Consider the following 16,000-nt stretch of genomic DNA (forward strand, 5'->3'; position numbering starts at 1 on the left):
TCCTTTTTCTACTAATTATTACCATAAGCTAATACTTGCTTTAACTTTTTATTAAATTCAGCATTGTCTTTAAAAGGATCTTTTTGCTCCTTTACATAATTCTGTAATTTTTTAGCCAACTGAATTGTAATCTCTTTATAGTTTTTATCACCATAAAAATTGATCAATTCATCCGGATCTTTTTCTGTATCAATTAACCAAGGTTTAGATTTATTAGAAACATCAATCGCAAGTTTATATCTATCTGTAATAACTGCTACCCAACTTTTATGAATTCTACTAAAAGTAACGCCTTCAAAAGTGCTTAATTTTGGATTTTTAATCAGTTCCGATAAATCTTTTCCTGCTGATTTTGGTATGTTTTTAGCACCAACCATATTTAAAAATGTAGGCATCCAATCTGTATTATTTACCGCTTTATTTACAATTGTACCTGGTTTTATAGATTTTCCGTGATACATAATAAACGGAATTAATGCAGATCCTTCAAAAGGCGCCCCTTTATTTATTTGATTATGCTCACCTAATAAATCTCCATGATCCGAAGAAAACATAACAATTGTATTTTCTAAAATACCTTGGTCTTTTAATGATTTTATCAATTTCCCCATATTATCATCTATACATTTAACCGATCCAAAATACGTAGCCACCATTTCATGTAACTTTTCTTCTGTAAAGTTTTTCCCTAATGGTTTTCTCCATTTTGGTGAATGCGCTGTTCGTCCTTCTGTAAATGTTTTTGGTAAGTTAAATTCATTAGCCATAAACATGGTGTCATAAGGCGCTCTTACAGCATCTGGCCCATGAGGTTCTGGCAAACTAACTACACAAAAGAAAGGGTCTTTTTTCTGTTCTGCAATAAAATCTATTGCTCTATCCATTAACCAATCTGTAGAATATGTTTTTTCATTAGCCCCTTTCATTCCATAATTCGGAACTCCTTTTTTATCTTTTGTTGGAATAAACGGCGTACCATCTGTTTTGGTTCCAAAAACTTTCCAATGCCCTCTATTAAACATGTATTTATTATTCTTAAAACCATGACTAGCCTCTGGTGCCCAACCTGGTTTTGCATCACCATCCAAATGCCATTTCCCAATATAACCTGTGTTGTAGCCTTCTTTATTTAAAACATTTGCAATTGTAGGATAGCTTTTATCTAACACTCTGTTGTTAATTTGCATATTTACAGTCTGCGGATATTGGCCAGTAAACATACTGGATCTAGAAGGTGAACAAACTGGAGACGAAGCATACATACTTGTAAATAAAGCTCCGTTGTTTGCTAACCAATCTAAATTTGGCGTTTCTACCACTTTATCTCCCCATTGTTTCGCCTGAGAAGCTTCCATTAAATCTCGATAACAACCTAAGGTTCTAAAATTATGTTCGTCTGTAATGACCCAAACAATATTTGGTTTTTCATTTTTTTGAGCAAAAGAACAAATGCTAAATAAGGCAAAAGCGATAACGAATCTTATGTTTATATTTTTTTTCATGAATCTATATTTTCTAGATAATAAAAGTAAATAAATATGACTAGTTTGATTAGAACAAATAAACGGAACAACAGAATACATGGTCTATATTCATGGGTTTAGTTACTATAAACACAAAAACCTAAGACAAATCCTTTGTGGGTTTCTTAGGTTTTTATAAAAACTTATTTAGTGATGTTCTTAAAAAATTTTCTTACTTCTTCAATGTGAAAAATAAAATACTTTTATCTAAAGCATCTTTTGCTTTATTAGTACCATTTATAGGAAGTAAACTTGCCTCAACTTTATACGTAATATTACTAGAAAGTTTCTTTTTTAATTTTACAAGAGCTTCTAAATTCCCATAACCAGGAGAAATAGTAATGGTGGTTTCTGCTACTTTTATGTTCTTTTTCTCTTTTGATTTATTTATTTTTTCTGAAATTTTTAAATACAGCACGCGCTTTTCATTTGCTTTAAAGCTTATTGGAATTTTTATTTCATTTGCTTTTAACATTGCTAATTCCATTTCTATTTCAGAAAAAATTACACTTTCATCGTATAATTTTACACCAACTTCATATTCTTGATTCACTTTTTCATCCAAAACATCTACCAATTCATAACCTCTAACCCAATCATAATACACCGTATTTTTTGAAGGATCTGATAATTCTTTTTCATTCGGAAGCTCAATCCAAGGAAACGGATAGGTTTCACAAACCAAACGCATATACATCGGTTTATCAAAAGGTTTTTTCTTTACCTCATCATAAAAAGACTGATGTTTAGGTGCTCTATTATCATAATAATAACTAGCAGAACTTTCATCGCGCCACCATCCACCGTAGGTGTGAAAACTCTCTGATGCAAGTTCTTCTTCTTCAAATCTAACTTGTGACGCTCTATGATCATGACGCTTTTTTTCACAATCTGTATACCAAAAATGTGCATTAGAATGCATTCCTTTTGCAAAATAATCGCCTTTAAATCCGCCTGTTCTTCCTATACATTCTTGTATATCCCATTCCAAACCATACTTATCGCACTCATTTGGACCAACATTACTTCCTCCTGATGAAAACCAAAATGTTGCGGACATGGTTGTTGCAGATGCTTTCATTCTTGTTTCATAATATCCAAGAAAAACAGCCTTTTTAGAAACTACAGCACCTCCTTTTATATTAAAAGTTAAGTCTCTATTATAAGCGTGAATGATGGTGTCTTTTTCCATTTTTTCTCCTTTAATTTGAAGATATCCATCTTTTACAGAAACCTGTGACGACATAAATAAACCCGGTTCTCTACCTTTCCAAGTAGGATGATTATCTAGCCATTTTGTAGCGTCTAATTGAGTACCGTTAAACTCATCTGAAAAATCTGGATTCATTACCCACCTTTTTCCAACTGGTGGTTTTGGTGGACCCGAAGAATTGTTTTGTGAAAATGAATAAAAACTAAAAAACAGAAATACAATTACTAATTTAAGTACTAAAAAATCTCTCATTTTACAATATATTTTATCTATTCGCTTTTTTGTTATGTAAAGTAATTGTTGGCCAATTATCTGTTCTAAAAGCAGTCACGGGTAAATTAGCTTTGTCATATAAATTCGCATACGGGTTATTAGCCCACGCAAATCTTACTGCTATTGGTTTGCTAATTTCATCAGCAAAAACAACTACTTTGTTTTTACCAACAATATTCGCTTTTGCCCACACAAACTTTTGATCTTTTCCCGAAATCATAAATCCTTTTACCGTATTCTCATCGAAAGCGTATAAACTTTGAGCTACATCTTTAAATGTAATTGTTATTTTATTCCCTTCAACTTTCATAGATTGATAACTCGGACTTTTTGCTTTCAATTTAACGCCATAATCATTATTTAAAGCATGTAAAACCAATCGGTTTGCAGAAGTTTGTTTGTCTTTAAAATGAATATTATTACTTTCTGATAAATCATACACAATAGCTTCACCTGTATTTGGCAAAGACAACGTCATACTTTGTGCTTCTCGCATTTCTGCCCACATATTTCCTTTTCCTATTTCTAAAGTTTTTTCTTTTAAACCAGCAACTTGTACCCAATAAAAAGGAAAATCACCTTGATTCCATAATTTTCTCCAACTATTAATTAATAGCGGAAACAAAGTACGGTATTGATACGCACGACCTAAATTTGTTTCTCCCTGACACCAAATAGCACCTTTAATACCGTAACCTACAATAGGATTTACCAAACCATTAAAACCATTAGCAGGTGTATTCTGACCAATTCTATGATCTCTCGCTGGGTTTAATTTCTTTCCTTTTTTACCTCCTTTTTCCCAAGCTTTGTATGCTTTTGTTTCTTTATCAAAAGTAGACTGCGTATAATTCGCCATTTTTTCATCCCATTGCGCCAGCATTTCTGTATATTCTCCTGAAGCATCCATAGCATCTCTAGGTATCCAAGTTTCAATTGCAGAAGCTCCCCAAGCTACATTAATTAAACCTATTGGCACACCTAAAGTTTGATGTAATTTTCGTCCGAAGAAATATCCATTGGCAGAAAAAGTTCCCACAGTTTCTGGGGAACAAACTTCCCAAGAAGCATCAAAATTATCTTGTTTTTCTAAATTCCCTACTAAAGGAACTTTTAAAAATCGAATCTTCGGATACTTTGCTGATGCTATTTCTAAATCTGCAAAAGTAGTTCCTGCGACTTTCCATCCCATATTAGATTGCCCAGAACATAACCAAACTTCACCAATTAATATGTCTTTAATTTCAACTGTATTTTTACCTTTTACCAATAAATTATAGGGTCCTCCAGCTTTCATTGAATTTAAAATTACTTTCCAATAGCCATTTTTGTTAGCTTTTGTAGTATGCTCTTGTCCGTTTATAGAAACTGTTATTTTCTCATTTTTATCTGCATTTCCCCAAATAGGATTTTTATGATTTCTTTGTAAAACCATATGATCACTAAAAAAGTTTGGCAAAGTAACTTGTGCAGTTACTTTTGATGCAGTTGATAATAGTATAACAACCAATAATGTCTTAAAATAATTCATGTTTATAATTTAATTTTTAAGAATTGTTTTCCAATCTTATTTTCTAAAAGCTGAAGCAGGAAAACCTGCATTATTAAATAAATATTCGTCTATATAACTACTAAAACCATAACAAACATTTTTTGGTTTTGATACTTTATCTCAACTGAAAAATAGCTTCTTGAGGTATTGCAGCACCAAGTTTAGTGCTTAATTTCCCTGGTGATGAGTTACCTACTACAACTTTATATTTTCCTTTTCGCCAGACCTTTTCACCTACTTCGTTAATTACTTTTAACTCTTCAGGGCTTATAGAAAAAGAAACCTTTTTACTTTCTCCTTTTTTCAAAGAAATACGTTTAAATGCTTTTAAACTTTTCAATGGAATTCCGCCAGAAGTATCTTCAGGACAAATATATAATTGAACAACTTCATCAATATTAAAATCACCTTTATTGGCAACTTCTAGGTTAACTTCAAGTGATTCTTTTTTCTTCAATTTTTGAGCATTTAAACTCATGTTTTTATATTCAGCTTCAGAATATGTTAAACCAAATCCAAAAGGAAACATAGGCTCTTTAGTCATATATTTGTAAGTTCTTCCTTTCATAGAATACCTATCATACGCAGGTAATTGAGCTGTGTTTTTAGGAAATGTAACTGGTAATTTTCCAGAAGGAGATACTTTTCCAAATAAAATATCTGCCACTGCGTTTCCACCTTGTTCACCTGGATACCAAATTTGCATAATAGCTTCACAATGTTCTTCAATCCCTTCTAAAGAAACTGGACCTCCACTTGCAATTACTAAAATTAATGGTGCATCCTTTTTCTTTTCAATTAATTGATGAATGTATTTAATTTGGTTTTCTGGTAATTTTAAAAATTCTTTATCACCACCCCAAGTTGAAGCAATAGCATCAACTGATTCTCCTTCTAAATAACGAGTTGTACCAACAACACAAATAATAGCATCTGACTCTGCTGCTACATTTGGTGCCCAATTTTTAGGATTCGGGTTTATTTGAAATGGTAAAGCACCTGTTCTATAATTTAAAGAAGTACCTAATGAAAGTGCATCCGTAACTCCCTCTAAAATAGAAACCATTGAAGGACTAACCCCATAGTAACTCCCCATTAACACATCATTAGAATTTGCAAAGGGTCCTGTAAGATAAGGAACCTTAATATCTGGCGATAAAGGAAGTGTATTATTTTTGTTCTTCAACAAAACAATAGATTTTTGCGCAATGTTTCTTGCCAATTGAACATGTTTTTGACTGTGAATATGTTCTGGTCCAATTTTAGTATAGGGATGATCACTATTCTTATCAAACAAACCTAAACGGAAACGAGTTTTAAATAACTGAATCACTCTTTCATTAATCAATTCTTCGGTAACCATTCCTTTTTCTACTGCCGTTTTCAATTGCTTATATGCACTTCCACAGTTTAAATTAGCTCCTGCTTTTATAGCAAGAGAGGCTCCTTCAAGACTTGATTTTGCGTATCCTTGTTTTCCTGAAACACCGCCAATAGCTCCACAATCTGAAGTTACATATCCATCAAAATTCCAATTTTCACGTAAAGTTTCCTTAATTAAAAACTCACTAGTAACTGAAGGTTTTCCGTAAACCATATTGTAGGCAGTCATTACACCTTCTACTTTAGCATCTTCAACTAAGGCTTTAAAAGCAGGGAAATAGGTTTCGTTTAAATCTTGCTTGGAAACCTCTACATTAAAAGTCAATTTACCGTGTTCAGGACCTGAGTGCATAACAAAGTGTTTTGCACAAGCTGCTGTTTTTAACATATTTGGATCATCACCTTGTAAACCATTTACAAAAGCAACCCCAATTTTAGACATTAAGAGCGGATCTTCTCCATAACATTCTTGTCCACGACCATATCTAGGGTCTCTAAATAAGTTTACCGTTGGCGACCAAAAAGTTAATCCCGCAAACTTTCCGTAATTTCCCTTTTTTTGAGCAATGGTAAATTTAGCTCTTGCTTCAGTTGAAATTGCATCAGCCATTTCTTTAACCAATTCAGGATCAAAAGTTGCTCCTAAACCAATAGCTTGTGGAAAAATAGTAGCTTTCCCATTTCTTGCAACACCATGTAAAGCTTCACTCCACCAGTTGTATTTTGGTATTTTAAATCTAGGAATTGCTGCTGCATTAGAAGTCATTTGACCTATTTTCTCATCTAAAGTCATCTGAGAAACTAATAATTTTGCTCTTACATCAATTGGTAATTGATTATTTTGAAAAGAGAAATCCACATTTTGAGCATTCGACAAAGTGCTAATAAAAAAACATGAAAAAATGATAAAATATTTATTGTATGACATTATAATTTCTTTAATTTAATTTTAATATAACATTCCAATCTTCTGTACTAAAAGCTGAAGCAGGAAGACCTGCAGTATTAAATAAACATCCGTCTATATAACTACTAAAACCATAGCGAACATTTTTAGGTTTTGCCACTTTATCACTCCAAACTTGCAGCAATTTTTCTTTCATAATAATTTTAGCTTCCGCTGGATGAAATACACCGTCTTCTCCCGAAATCTCAAAATTTGTTAATGGTTTTCCCAAACTTGTAATTCCTAAAGCAGCATGATCAAAACTAATAAGTGCCTTGTTTTTTTCTATTTTCATAGCTTTATATGTTGGTCCGGAATAGGTTATTCCCTCAACATTATAATCTTTTGCAAGCGCCCAAAAAGCCAAACGCTCTCCTACTTCTCTCTTTTTTGGTGGATGAATTCGTGTTTTATATCCAATATCATTAATTACTGCCATACCTGTATTTGGTACCGTTAACATTGTTTTTAATTGCGATTGCTGCAATTGTGCCCAACCTTCTAAATCTTTATACCCATAAGGTGCTAATTGCACAAAATAGAATGGAAAATCTCCTTGTTTAAATTGGTCTCTCCAATTTTTAATCATTGCAGGAAACAATCTAGAGTATTGTTCTGCATTCCATCTATTTGCTTCTCCTTGATACCAAATAGCGCCTTTTATTCCATACGGGATTAAAGGGTTTATCATTCCGTTATATAAAACTGTTGCCGTTTTTGTGTTTATCTTTTTAGAAAAATCTTTATTAAATTCTGGAAATTCTGAAGAAATAATTTCTTTTGAAGTCCATGCTTGTGCTGGGGTTCCGCCCACATTACTAGAAATTAATCCAACAGGAACACCTAAATGTTCTTGAATCATTTTTCCGAAGAAATAACCTACAGCACTAAATGCTGCCGCTGTTTTGGGGCTTGATACTTCCCAATTCCCTTTTAAATCATCTAAAGGAACTTCGCTTACGGTTGTTGGAACTGTAAAAAACCTTAAGTTAGAATTTGTACTATTTAAAATGGCACGATTGCTTCCTTCTATATGCTGACCAACATTCCCCCTTAAAGCCATAGCCATATTAGATTGACCGCCACACAACCAAACTTCACCCAAAAGCACATCTTTTAACGTGATACTTTTAGATCCTTTTACCTCTAGAGCATAAGGTCCACCAGCTTCTAACGTTTTAATTGTTGTCTTCCATTTCCCATTAGCATCTGTTGTGACGCTAGCTTTTTCTCCCCAACTTCCAATAATTTCAATGGTAGATTTAGGAGTATCTGTACCCCAAATATGGACATTAGTATTACGTTGTAATACCATATGGTCATTAAAAATATTGGCTAATTGTGTTTGCGCATTTGTAGTATACACAAACAAGCATAAAATCATTAGATATAAATTTCTCATATGTATTCTTAATTTAAGTTCAATGTTACCACATTCAACTGTTAAACTATAAAACAAATGTTCATTTTAATACAAGTAACTAGCTTTGTCTAAAAAAATAGGTGAGTAAATAGTACTTATGTTTTTAAAAAGACTATTCAACCTCTATAACAGGACTCCTTCCTCTAATAAAATCAGAAACACGTCCTTTATCTCCTTCTTTATGTTTGGTTAAATAGATTAAGAAAACACATTCATCTTTAACTTTAAGTTTGTCAGAAGGTTTTAGAGAAAACTCAACATTTGCAGTTCCTTTTCCTTCCACCGTTACCGTAGAAATAGTTCTTATTCGCCCTCTAGGATTGGCACGTGTAAAATCAATTTGAATATCTCTTTTTCCTTTAGTCTCATATTTAATAGGCAATATCATTTTTCCGGTTACTGGAATTCCCTTTGGTACTTTTACCCATTGTAATTTATCGATACCCGCATTTGGTGGAAGCACTACAACTTCCTTGCTTACAACTTTTGAGACTACTTCTTTACGATCGTTTATATCAGTTAAATAAATATCAAACCTGTAACGATGCTTTCTATTTAATTCAGCACCTTTTTTAGGTAAGAAATGAATCACTTTTAAATCTTCTCCATTCACTTTCTTTAAAGAAACAGAATTCTCTTTTTCCCCAGTAGTTATATTTATTAAATCTACACAAAGATTTCGTTCTTCTTTCGTTTTAAAATTGACTGCAAACTTCATCTTTCCAGAGTACTCAATTTCATCTAAAACAGTATTGAAAATAATTTCATCTTTAAATGAAGAAGTACTTCGTTTCATCTTAGCGTACCCAAAAATCAATGCTCCATTTTTATCCTTCCCAATTAACTTACCCGCAAAATTATGATCTTCAAAACCGTTACCTTTCCCTTTGAAAACTACGATAAGATTTTTCCCTTCTTTTTGAGAACTTATCACTTTTACACCTTTACCAAAATTGACTAACTCTGGTGCTCCAAACTTTAATGATTTAATATCTATATCCTTTATAGGATCAAACCCATCTTCAGCCAATATTTTAACTTTTATTCGATTCGTGTTTTTATGAAGTCGTTCCTTGTTTAAAATTTGAATTCTTTTCGAAACACGTAATGGCATCACTAAATTTTTAGAGCTGTACCTGTCATTCGCCAAATCACCCCATTTAATAGTATCCATTACGGCCATGTTCATATGTGTTGCGCGACCATAGGTATCCTGAACTACTTTAGGGCGTTCCAATTTATACCAACCTTCAGAAGTTCCTCCCACATGCTTTATTACATTAGGTAGATAAGCAACTCCTTCCATCCATTTCCAATGAATACCATCTTTGGAACGCATATAAAATGCAATTTTCCCTTTTGGCCCATTATATACACAATGATATTGAACTTCATCTCTCCAAATAACTGGATCTTCTGCTCCTACAATAGGAAATATTGTGAAAGCCGATTCGTCTTTTAACTCAATAAAATCTTCATCAGATTTCTCACTAAAATAAAGAAACCCGTTTTGATTCATCACAATAGAAGAATCATCATCGCGCATTACATACGTTCTGTTCGAAGTATTATTTGGTCTTTTTAACCATTGAAATTTAGTCTCGTGTTTTATCCAAGGACCATTTAAAGATGTTGAGCGATAGTGTTTATACCCCAAGCATCCGAGAATATAGGTATCGTCTTTCCGTTTATAAACTTCAGGATTATGACACGCTCCAATACTACTTTCAACCTTATACGGCCCAGTAACATTTTTACTAACTGCATGTACAACATCAGAACTACCCAAGTCATATGTCCACTCCTACTTCCTATGACATTTCCTTCTTTCCACCTGCAAGGAAACATATGGTATTTGCCATCATCCCCTAACATAATATTCCCGCCCCAATAAGAGTACGTTTCATCTTCAATACCATTCAAAACATCACGAGGAAGAACACTTTTGGATCCCCAAACATCAGAATGCAAAGGTCCATTTAATTCAACAGGCAAAAATCGATCAATAAACTGACCTCCATTCACCATTCCTTTTGGTGCGTTATATTCTTTATTTTGAGCATTCAAAGAGCACATGCTAAGTATCCCTATGTAAATGATTGTAGCAAAAAATTTATTCATCGCTTTATTTTAATTTAATAACAATATTATTATCCTCTTTAGCTCAATATGAATCTAAAAATATTTAGCACAAGCCTAGCTCTCAACAACAAAAAGCTACACATTTGAAAGTGTATTGTTAGATTTTTGAATTGTCAATTTTCTTCTTTTGTTTCTCTCTATCTCTATTAGCTCTACTATAATTTGACTTTAGATTACTAAAGTTTTTTGCATCAGCTTGATAATTAGGATTTGGAATAGGTAATTCTGCATCCATTTTTTTCAACTCCATCTCTAAAAGCATTGCGAGTTTTTGCGTGATTTTTGGTTCCTTTATTGACAAATTATTTTGCTCAGACAAGTCTTTACTTAAATCAAATAATAAATAAGCGCCTTCTTCGTCATTATAAAAGTGTATCAATTTAAAATCTCCATCAATAATGGATGAATAAGGACTCGAATTACTTGTATAATGTGGATAATGAAATACTAAACGTCTTTTTTTATTTTTTTGAGTTCCTTTAAAAACAGGCAAAAGACTTTGTCCATCAGCATGTTGATCGGGAGTTAATTTTAAACCTGCAGCGTCTAAAAAAGTTGGATAAAGATCCATACCAATAGCACGATTTTTAACTAGCTGTTTCGGCTTAATTACAGCTGGCCATTTTGCAATAAAAGGAACTCACATGGCAGCTTCAAAAGCATAACTTTTACCTCCAAGTAATGGATAATTAGATGTATTATTATTTAACCCACCATTATCAGACGTAAAAACTACAAGTGTATTCTTATCTAAACCTAATCTTTTTAATTCAGCAACAACTCTTCCTAAACTTTCATCAACCGACAACAACATTGCTGCATACTCTGGATTATCATGATCTGTGGTTGCCTTATTTTTAAATCGTTCTACCAATTCAGGTTTTGCTTGTACTGGCATGTGCATCAAATAATGAGAAAGTACGGCTAAAAAAGGCTCTTCTTTCTTCTCATTTATAAATTGAATGCATTCATCTGTTAAAGCATCTGCTATGTAGGTATCTCCTTTAATATCTTTTAATCCTACACCATATTTTTTAAATTTTTTTCCCCAATGACCTGAAGTTCCTGTTCCAACATGTTCATTTCTATAGCCTTTTGCAACCTGAAAACCGAGTGTATTAGGCGTATATTCTTTATCCACTCCACAATGCCATTTTCCGAAAAATCCAGTAGCATATCCGCCATTATTTAGGGCTTCAGCAAAAAACACTTCCGACTTTGGAATATTATGTCTGTGCAAAGCTTCATAATTTTTATTAGGTTTTTACCATCTCTAAACTTACTTCTTTCAAACAATCGTTCATCAGCTGCGGCACCACCATTATAAACCGTAGAATATTTTGTTCGTCCTGGACTTTTACCTGTATATATTGCACCACGAGAAGGAGCACAAACAGGAGATGAAGAATATCCGTTTTCGAAACGCATTCCGGACGCTGCTAAAGCATCCATATTTGGAGTTTCATAATATTTACTTCCCGAGCAGCCCATATCTTTCCAGCCCATATCGTCGATAAGAACCAAAACTATGTTTGGTTTGTCTTGTGTCTTATAATCCTTATTTTGAGCATTTAAGGAAAACAAAACCATTAGTCCTGAAAGAATTACTAAAATAAGAGTTCTATTCGTATTGCATAAATGAAGTTAAATTCACTGTTTCACGTATTCCCAAAACTACAACTCAAATAGCTATATTTAAAATTTAACGACTCTATTTAACCTCTATTTGAGCGATATTAAACATCTATTTCGTTTTTAAATACATTTATCATTTATAATAGAATATTTTATTATATCATTGTTCTTTAATTACTTATAACCATGAACAAGGAGCTCTACAGATACTTTATAATTATATACATCTTATATACTACTTCTATTCAAGTAATTCATAGTTCCAAACATCAACAACAACCTGCAACAAAGAAAATAGATTCTATTTCTGTTAGAAATTCAAATTTTGACATAAACTTTTATATAAAAAAACACAAAGAGGCTAAGAAGAATAAAAATAGTAAGCGAGAAGTTTTTTATCTTCAAAAAATTGGAAATTATCATTATAATCAAATGAATTTCACAGAGGCCCTTAACTATTTTTCTAAAGCTTTGTTTTTATCAGAGCAAAAAGGACTACAAAAAGAAACAGCCGAAAACCTAAAACAACTAGGAAGTCTATATTGTAAATTTGGAGATTACGAGATAGGAGAAACCTATTTACATAGAGCACTACTAATTGCAAAACAACTACAGCTTGAAGAAAAAATAGCGTATTCAAAACTGATACCTTATTATCAAAACATGGTAGAGCTTGAGCGACACAAATTAAATAATGAGCGGGCATTATCCTATTTAGATTCTTGTTTTACCATCACAGATTCTTTAAAATTTTCAACCATAAACAAAACTAGTCTTTATAGAATTAAGGCTGGTATCTATATGGCTATAGGTAGTTCTGACACAGCCTTAAAAATATTATTACCCTTAGAAATTCAAGGTAATATAGAAGATTTAAAAAATACAACAGAAAATGAAGTAGGTTCACAGATACTGGTTTCTTCAGGTATTGCACGTATTTATATGTCTAAAAAAGACTATACATCTGCTCTTTCTCATTATCTAAAAAGTTTAGCTCTTATAGAAAAACTGAATATAAAAAATGATCATCAAGCATTTGTAAAAAGTAAAATTGCTGAGATATACAAAGAATTAGGAGACAATGAAAAAGCCTATACCTACTTACTAGAAGCTAGCGAGTATACAGATAAACACCTAAAAGCAACAAGTAAAAGAAACAAGAGTGTTTTAAAAATACGAGATAGCTACCAGGAAATGCTTGAAAACCAAGAAAAAAAAATTGCAGAAAAAGAAAGTACAATTTTACGATTTAGAATCATATCGTTATTAATCCTTTTTATTTTTATAGCTAGTGGTTTATTCTATAGGAATAGAAAGCAAAAAATAAAACACAAAACGGAACAAAGACTAATTAAAGAATCTTCAAAGAAAAAAGAAAGATTGTCTCTTTTACAATTAGAACTAAAAAACAAAGAACTAACCTCTTACGCTTTACAGTTAATGGAACGAGATGATCTTTTAGACCAATTTGTTGATTATCTTGACAATACTGATGAATCTAAAGAAGCCAAATCTTTAATGATTTCAAGAAAACGATTGATTACAGATACCTGGGAAGAATTTGAAAAACGATTTGTTAGTGTTAACAAAGGTTTTTATGAAAATCTAAAACAAGAATTTACTGATTTAACAATTATCGATCTAAAATATTGTGCGCTTCTAAAATTAAACTTAAAAGGAAAGGAAATTTCTAAATTGTTAGGCGTTACAGAAAAAAGTGTTCATATGGCACGCTATAGAATTAGAAAAAAACTATCACTAAATACCGATACTAATTTAATTGAATTTTTAAACAATATAAAATAATAAAACCAAAGCACTTTAATTTATATTCAATGTTACCACATTAAACAGATAAACTATAAAACATATGTTTTTTTTAAGGCAAGTGTTTATCTTATTTAAATTTTATACAAATTATCTATACAAAATAATTACAGTTAGTATACGTCTCATTAATCTAGAACGTTTTAAACATAAAAATTAGTTTGAATTTTTATTCGCTTAAAATCATTTTTTTTACAACTGTACCTGTATCATTAACAAATTTTAAAAGGTAAATTCCATTTTTGAATTCCTTTAAGCTTAAGGTAAACTTACCGTTTCCTTCTTGTACAGAAACCTGCTTTCTTAATTGCCCTACTAAGTTATAAACCTCAACTTTATAAGCTGTAGAATTACTGGTTTTAATTGTGATAAACTCTTTATTTTCAATAAAACAATGTACAAATAGGGTTTTGGGTAAACTTGAAATTTTTTATTTCCAATCACTAAAAACTATTAAAGAATTGATACAAAACCTACATTTATTGTTTTATCTATGCGCAACCAATTAAATGTTAATAAAATTCCTCAGCTAATTCACTACAAAAAAAGAACCACAAAAAAACCATCTAAAAATTAGATGGTTTATTTTAAAATTTTAAAGACTTAAAAAATAGAAAGCTTAATTACAGCTTCTTCTATTTTCTGTACCAGTTGGAGTAAAAACGCGAATCCAGTCAATTCTCATTTTTGTAGCATTTCCAGATTTAATATCAGGACTATTCCAAAAATTATCAATACTTCCATATCTCCAATGTTGAGCAGCTTGACTAATTAGCATACGCATTTCTCTTTTAAGACCATTACATTTTGTATAACCCTGAGGATCGATACCATCAGTAATATTTAACCCATCTACAGTCTTTACTTTTTTTCCATCAACATAATACTCAAGTTTAGTAGCGCTTACCCATTTAACTCCGTAAATATGGTATTTTTGACTCCATACTACGTCATTAGTTCTGTTACAATTACCATTGCTTTTCTTTTGAGACATCCATGTTTGAATTTTTGGTTGATAATCTAACCTTGGAGATGACTGAAAAGTATGATGACTTAGGTGTAAACGATCAGCAAAAAAAGGTTTGCTAACTTGAGTTCCGTCTGGACGTAATCTAGGTCCATAAGCTTCAAGGTTATCAATTTCTTCTGTTGTTCCAGGGTTGTCACTAAGCATCCAAACAGCATTCGCTAAAGAAGAATTACTTACTTTTACTCTAGCTTCTTGATATAATGGGTAACTACTTGAAGCTTTACTAGTAATCATACCACATTTAAGCCTTCTATTTTTACCCGACCCTGTTTCTTGTGCAGTTAACGTTAATTCTCCGCCCCCAAGAGAAACTTGATCTCCTGACCATAACGTTGGAGGAGGTCCAGTATAATTGTTAACAAAACCATATTTCCATTTGTTTAATAAAGTCTGTTTACTTGTATAATTAAATTCATCAGATAGAGAATTAACTTTTTTCCAACCACTCATTCCATTTTGATTTTTATTAGTGGGGCTAATAAGGTTATTTATAGGGGAATCAAAAAGGATATTGTTTGTAGGACTACAGCCTGATAAACTGGCACTGTTTATTGTAGTCTTAGCTAATACTTGAGCTATTGCAGATTTACCTTCAAGAGGAGTTAACTCATTTTCATTTTGATCACAACTTGTAAGTAATAAAGTACTTGATACAACTGCAAAGGATAATACAGATAGTTTTCTAATAATTTTCATGATTTAATGTGTTTTTATGATATTTATATTCATAAAGATACTTGAGTATTACCATTTTAGAATAAAAACAAACTATACAGAACTTAACAAAGTATTTTAAGTTACATTCATTTAACTCTATTTAAAAAACACAAACAACTAATAAACAGACTATTAAAAACAACACGCTATAGATTCTACAATTTCAAAAAAAAACAAAAAATTACGAAATGGTTGTAGTAATTATTTTGTTAAACTTAAGTATTAAGGTTTTGTTAAGATTTTATTAAGGTGCTATTAGGGGGAATTTTTTAAAAAAAAGGTTGTTTTACAATATTTTAAAAAAAAAATGCTTTTTCTAACTAAATTTTAACTGTT

The 16,000-nt window shown here is 31.7% G+C and carries 13 protein-coding genes; 1 reads left to right on the forward strand and 12 read right to left on the reverse strand.

Annotation, left to right across the window (positions count from 1 at the left end; genetic code table 11):
- Positions 1-11: 11 nt before the first annotated feature.
- From JOP69_RS04615 to JOP69_RS04660, 10 genes are all read right to left on the reverse strand, one after another.
- Positions 12-1,502 carry a sulfatase gene (locus JOP69_RS04615; RefSeq protein ID WP_203392263.1) on the reverse strand — a complete coding sequence of 497 codons (1,491 nt, stop codon included), beginning with the start codon at positions 1,500-1,502 and terminating at the stop codon, positions 12-14.
- Between the two features lie 193 nt (positions 1,503-1,695).
- Positions 1,696-2,988, reverse strand: coding sequence for a family 16 glycosylhydrolase (locus JOP69_RS04620; protein ID WP_203392262.1), 1,293 nt, complete (start codon positions 2,986-2,988; stop codon positions 1,696-1,698).
- A 13-nt stretch (positions 2,989-3,001) separates the two neighbouring features.
- Positions 3,002-4,540, reverse strand: coding sequence for a sialate O-acetylesterase (locus tag JOP69_RS04625; RefSeq protein ID WP_203392261.1), 1,539 nt, complete (start codon positions 4,538-4,540; stop codon positions 3,002-3,004).
- Between the two features lie 136 nt (positions 4,541-4,676).
- Positions 4,677-6,872: a glycoside hydrolase family 3 C-terminal domain-containing protein gene (locus tag JOP69_RS04630; protein WP_203392260.1), complete on the reverse strand. Its 2,196-nt coding sequence runs from the start codon at positions 6,870-6,872 to the stop codon at positions 4,677-4,679.
- A 10-nt stretch (positions 6,873-6,882) separates the two neighbouring features.
- Complete coding sequence (locus JOP69_RS04635; protein ID WP_203392259.1) at positions 6,883-8,292, reverse strand: sialate O-acetylesterase; 1,410 nt, start codon at positions 8,290-8,292, stop codon at positions 6,883-6,885.
- A 133-nt stretch (positions 8,293-8,425) separates the two neighbouring features.
- The gene (locus JOP69_RS04640; RefSeq protein WP_203392258.1) at positions 8,426-9,970 is read right to left on the reverse strand and encodes a hypothetical protein; all 1,545 of its coding nucleotides are present in this window, start codon (positions 9,968-9,970) and stop codon (positions 8,426-8,428) included.
- Positions 9,937-10,434 (reverse strand): hypothetical protein, encoded by a 498-nt coding sequence (locus tag JOP69_RS04645; protein ID WP_203392257.1) that lies wholly within the window; start codon positions 10,432-10,434, stop codon positions 9,937-9,939. The genes JOP69_RS04640 and JOP69_RS04645 overlap by 34 nt, the downstream gene beginning before the upstream one ends.
- Before the next feature lie 118 nt (positions 10,435-10,552).
- Positions 10,553-11,086: a sulfatase/phosphatase domain-containing protein gene (locus JOP69_RS04650; RefSeq protein ID WP_368378385.1), complete on the reverse strand. Its 534-nt coding sequence runs from the start codon at positions 11,084-11,086 to the stop codon at positions 10,553-10,555.
- A 9-nt stretch (positions 11,087-11,095) separates the two neighbouring features.
- A complete protein-coding gene (locus JOP69_RS04655; RefSeq protein WP_203392255.1) occupies positions 11,096-11,695 on the reverse strand; it encodes a sulfatase-like hydrolase/transferase in 600 nt (199 codons plus the stop codon).
- Positions 11,644-12,045 (reverse strand): sulfatase-like hydrolase/transferase, encoded by a 402-nt coding sequence (locus JOP69_RS04660; protein WP_215602655.1) that lies wholly within the window; start codon positions 12,043-12,045, stop codon positions 11,644-11,646. The genes JOP69_RS04655 and JOP69_RS04660 overlap by 52 nt, the downstream gene beginning before the upstream one ends.
- A 231-nt stretch (positions 12,046-12,276) precedes the next feature.
- Between JOP69_RS04660 and JOP69_RS04665 the strand changes: the two genes are divergently transcribed.
- Positions 12,277-13,896: a tetratricopeptide repeat protein gene (locus JOP69_RS04665; protein WP_203392253.1), complete on the forward strand. Its 1,620-nt coding sequence runs from the start codon at positions 12,277-12,279 to the stop codon at positions 13,894-13,896.
- A 190-nt stretch (positions 13,897-14,086) separates the two neighbouring features.
- Here the strand turns inward: JOP69_RS04665 and JOP69_RS18790 are convergent, their stop codons facing one another.
- Positions 14,087-14,344: a T9SS type A sorting domain-containing protein gene (locus JOP69_RS18790; protein ID WP_203392520.1), complete on the reverse strand. Its 258-nt coding sequence runs from the start codon at positions 14,342-14,344 to the stop codon at positions 14,087-14,089.
- Between the two features lie 192 nt (positions 14,345-14,536).
- On the reverse strand, positions 14,537-15,643 hold the full coding sequence (locus JOP69_RS04675; RefSeq protein ID WP_203392252.1) for a hypothetical protein: 1,107 nt from the start codon (positions 15,641-15,643) through the stop codon (positions 14,537-14,539).
- Between the last annotated feature and the right edge of the window lie 357 nt (positions 15,644-16,000).

Origin of the sequence: Polaribacter sp. Q13 (assembly GCF_016858305.2) — a bacterium.
In the GTDB taxonomy this organism is placed as follows: Bacteria; Bacteroidota; Bacteroidia; order Flavobacteriales; family Flavobacteriaceae; genus Polaribacter.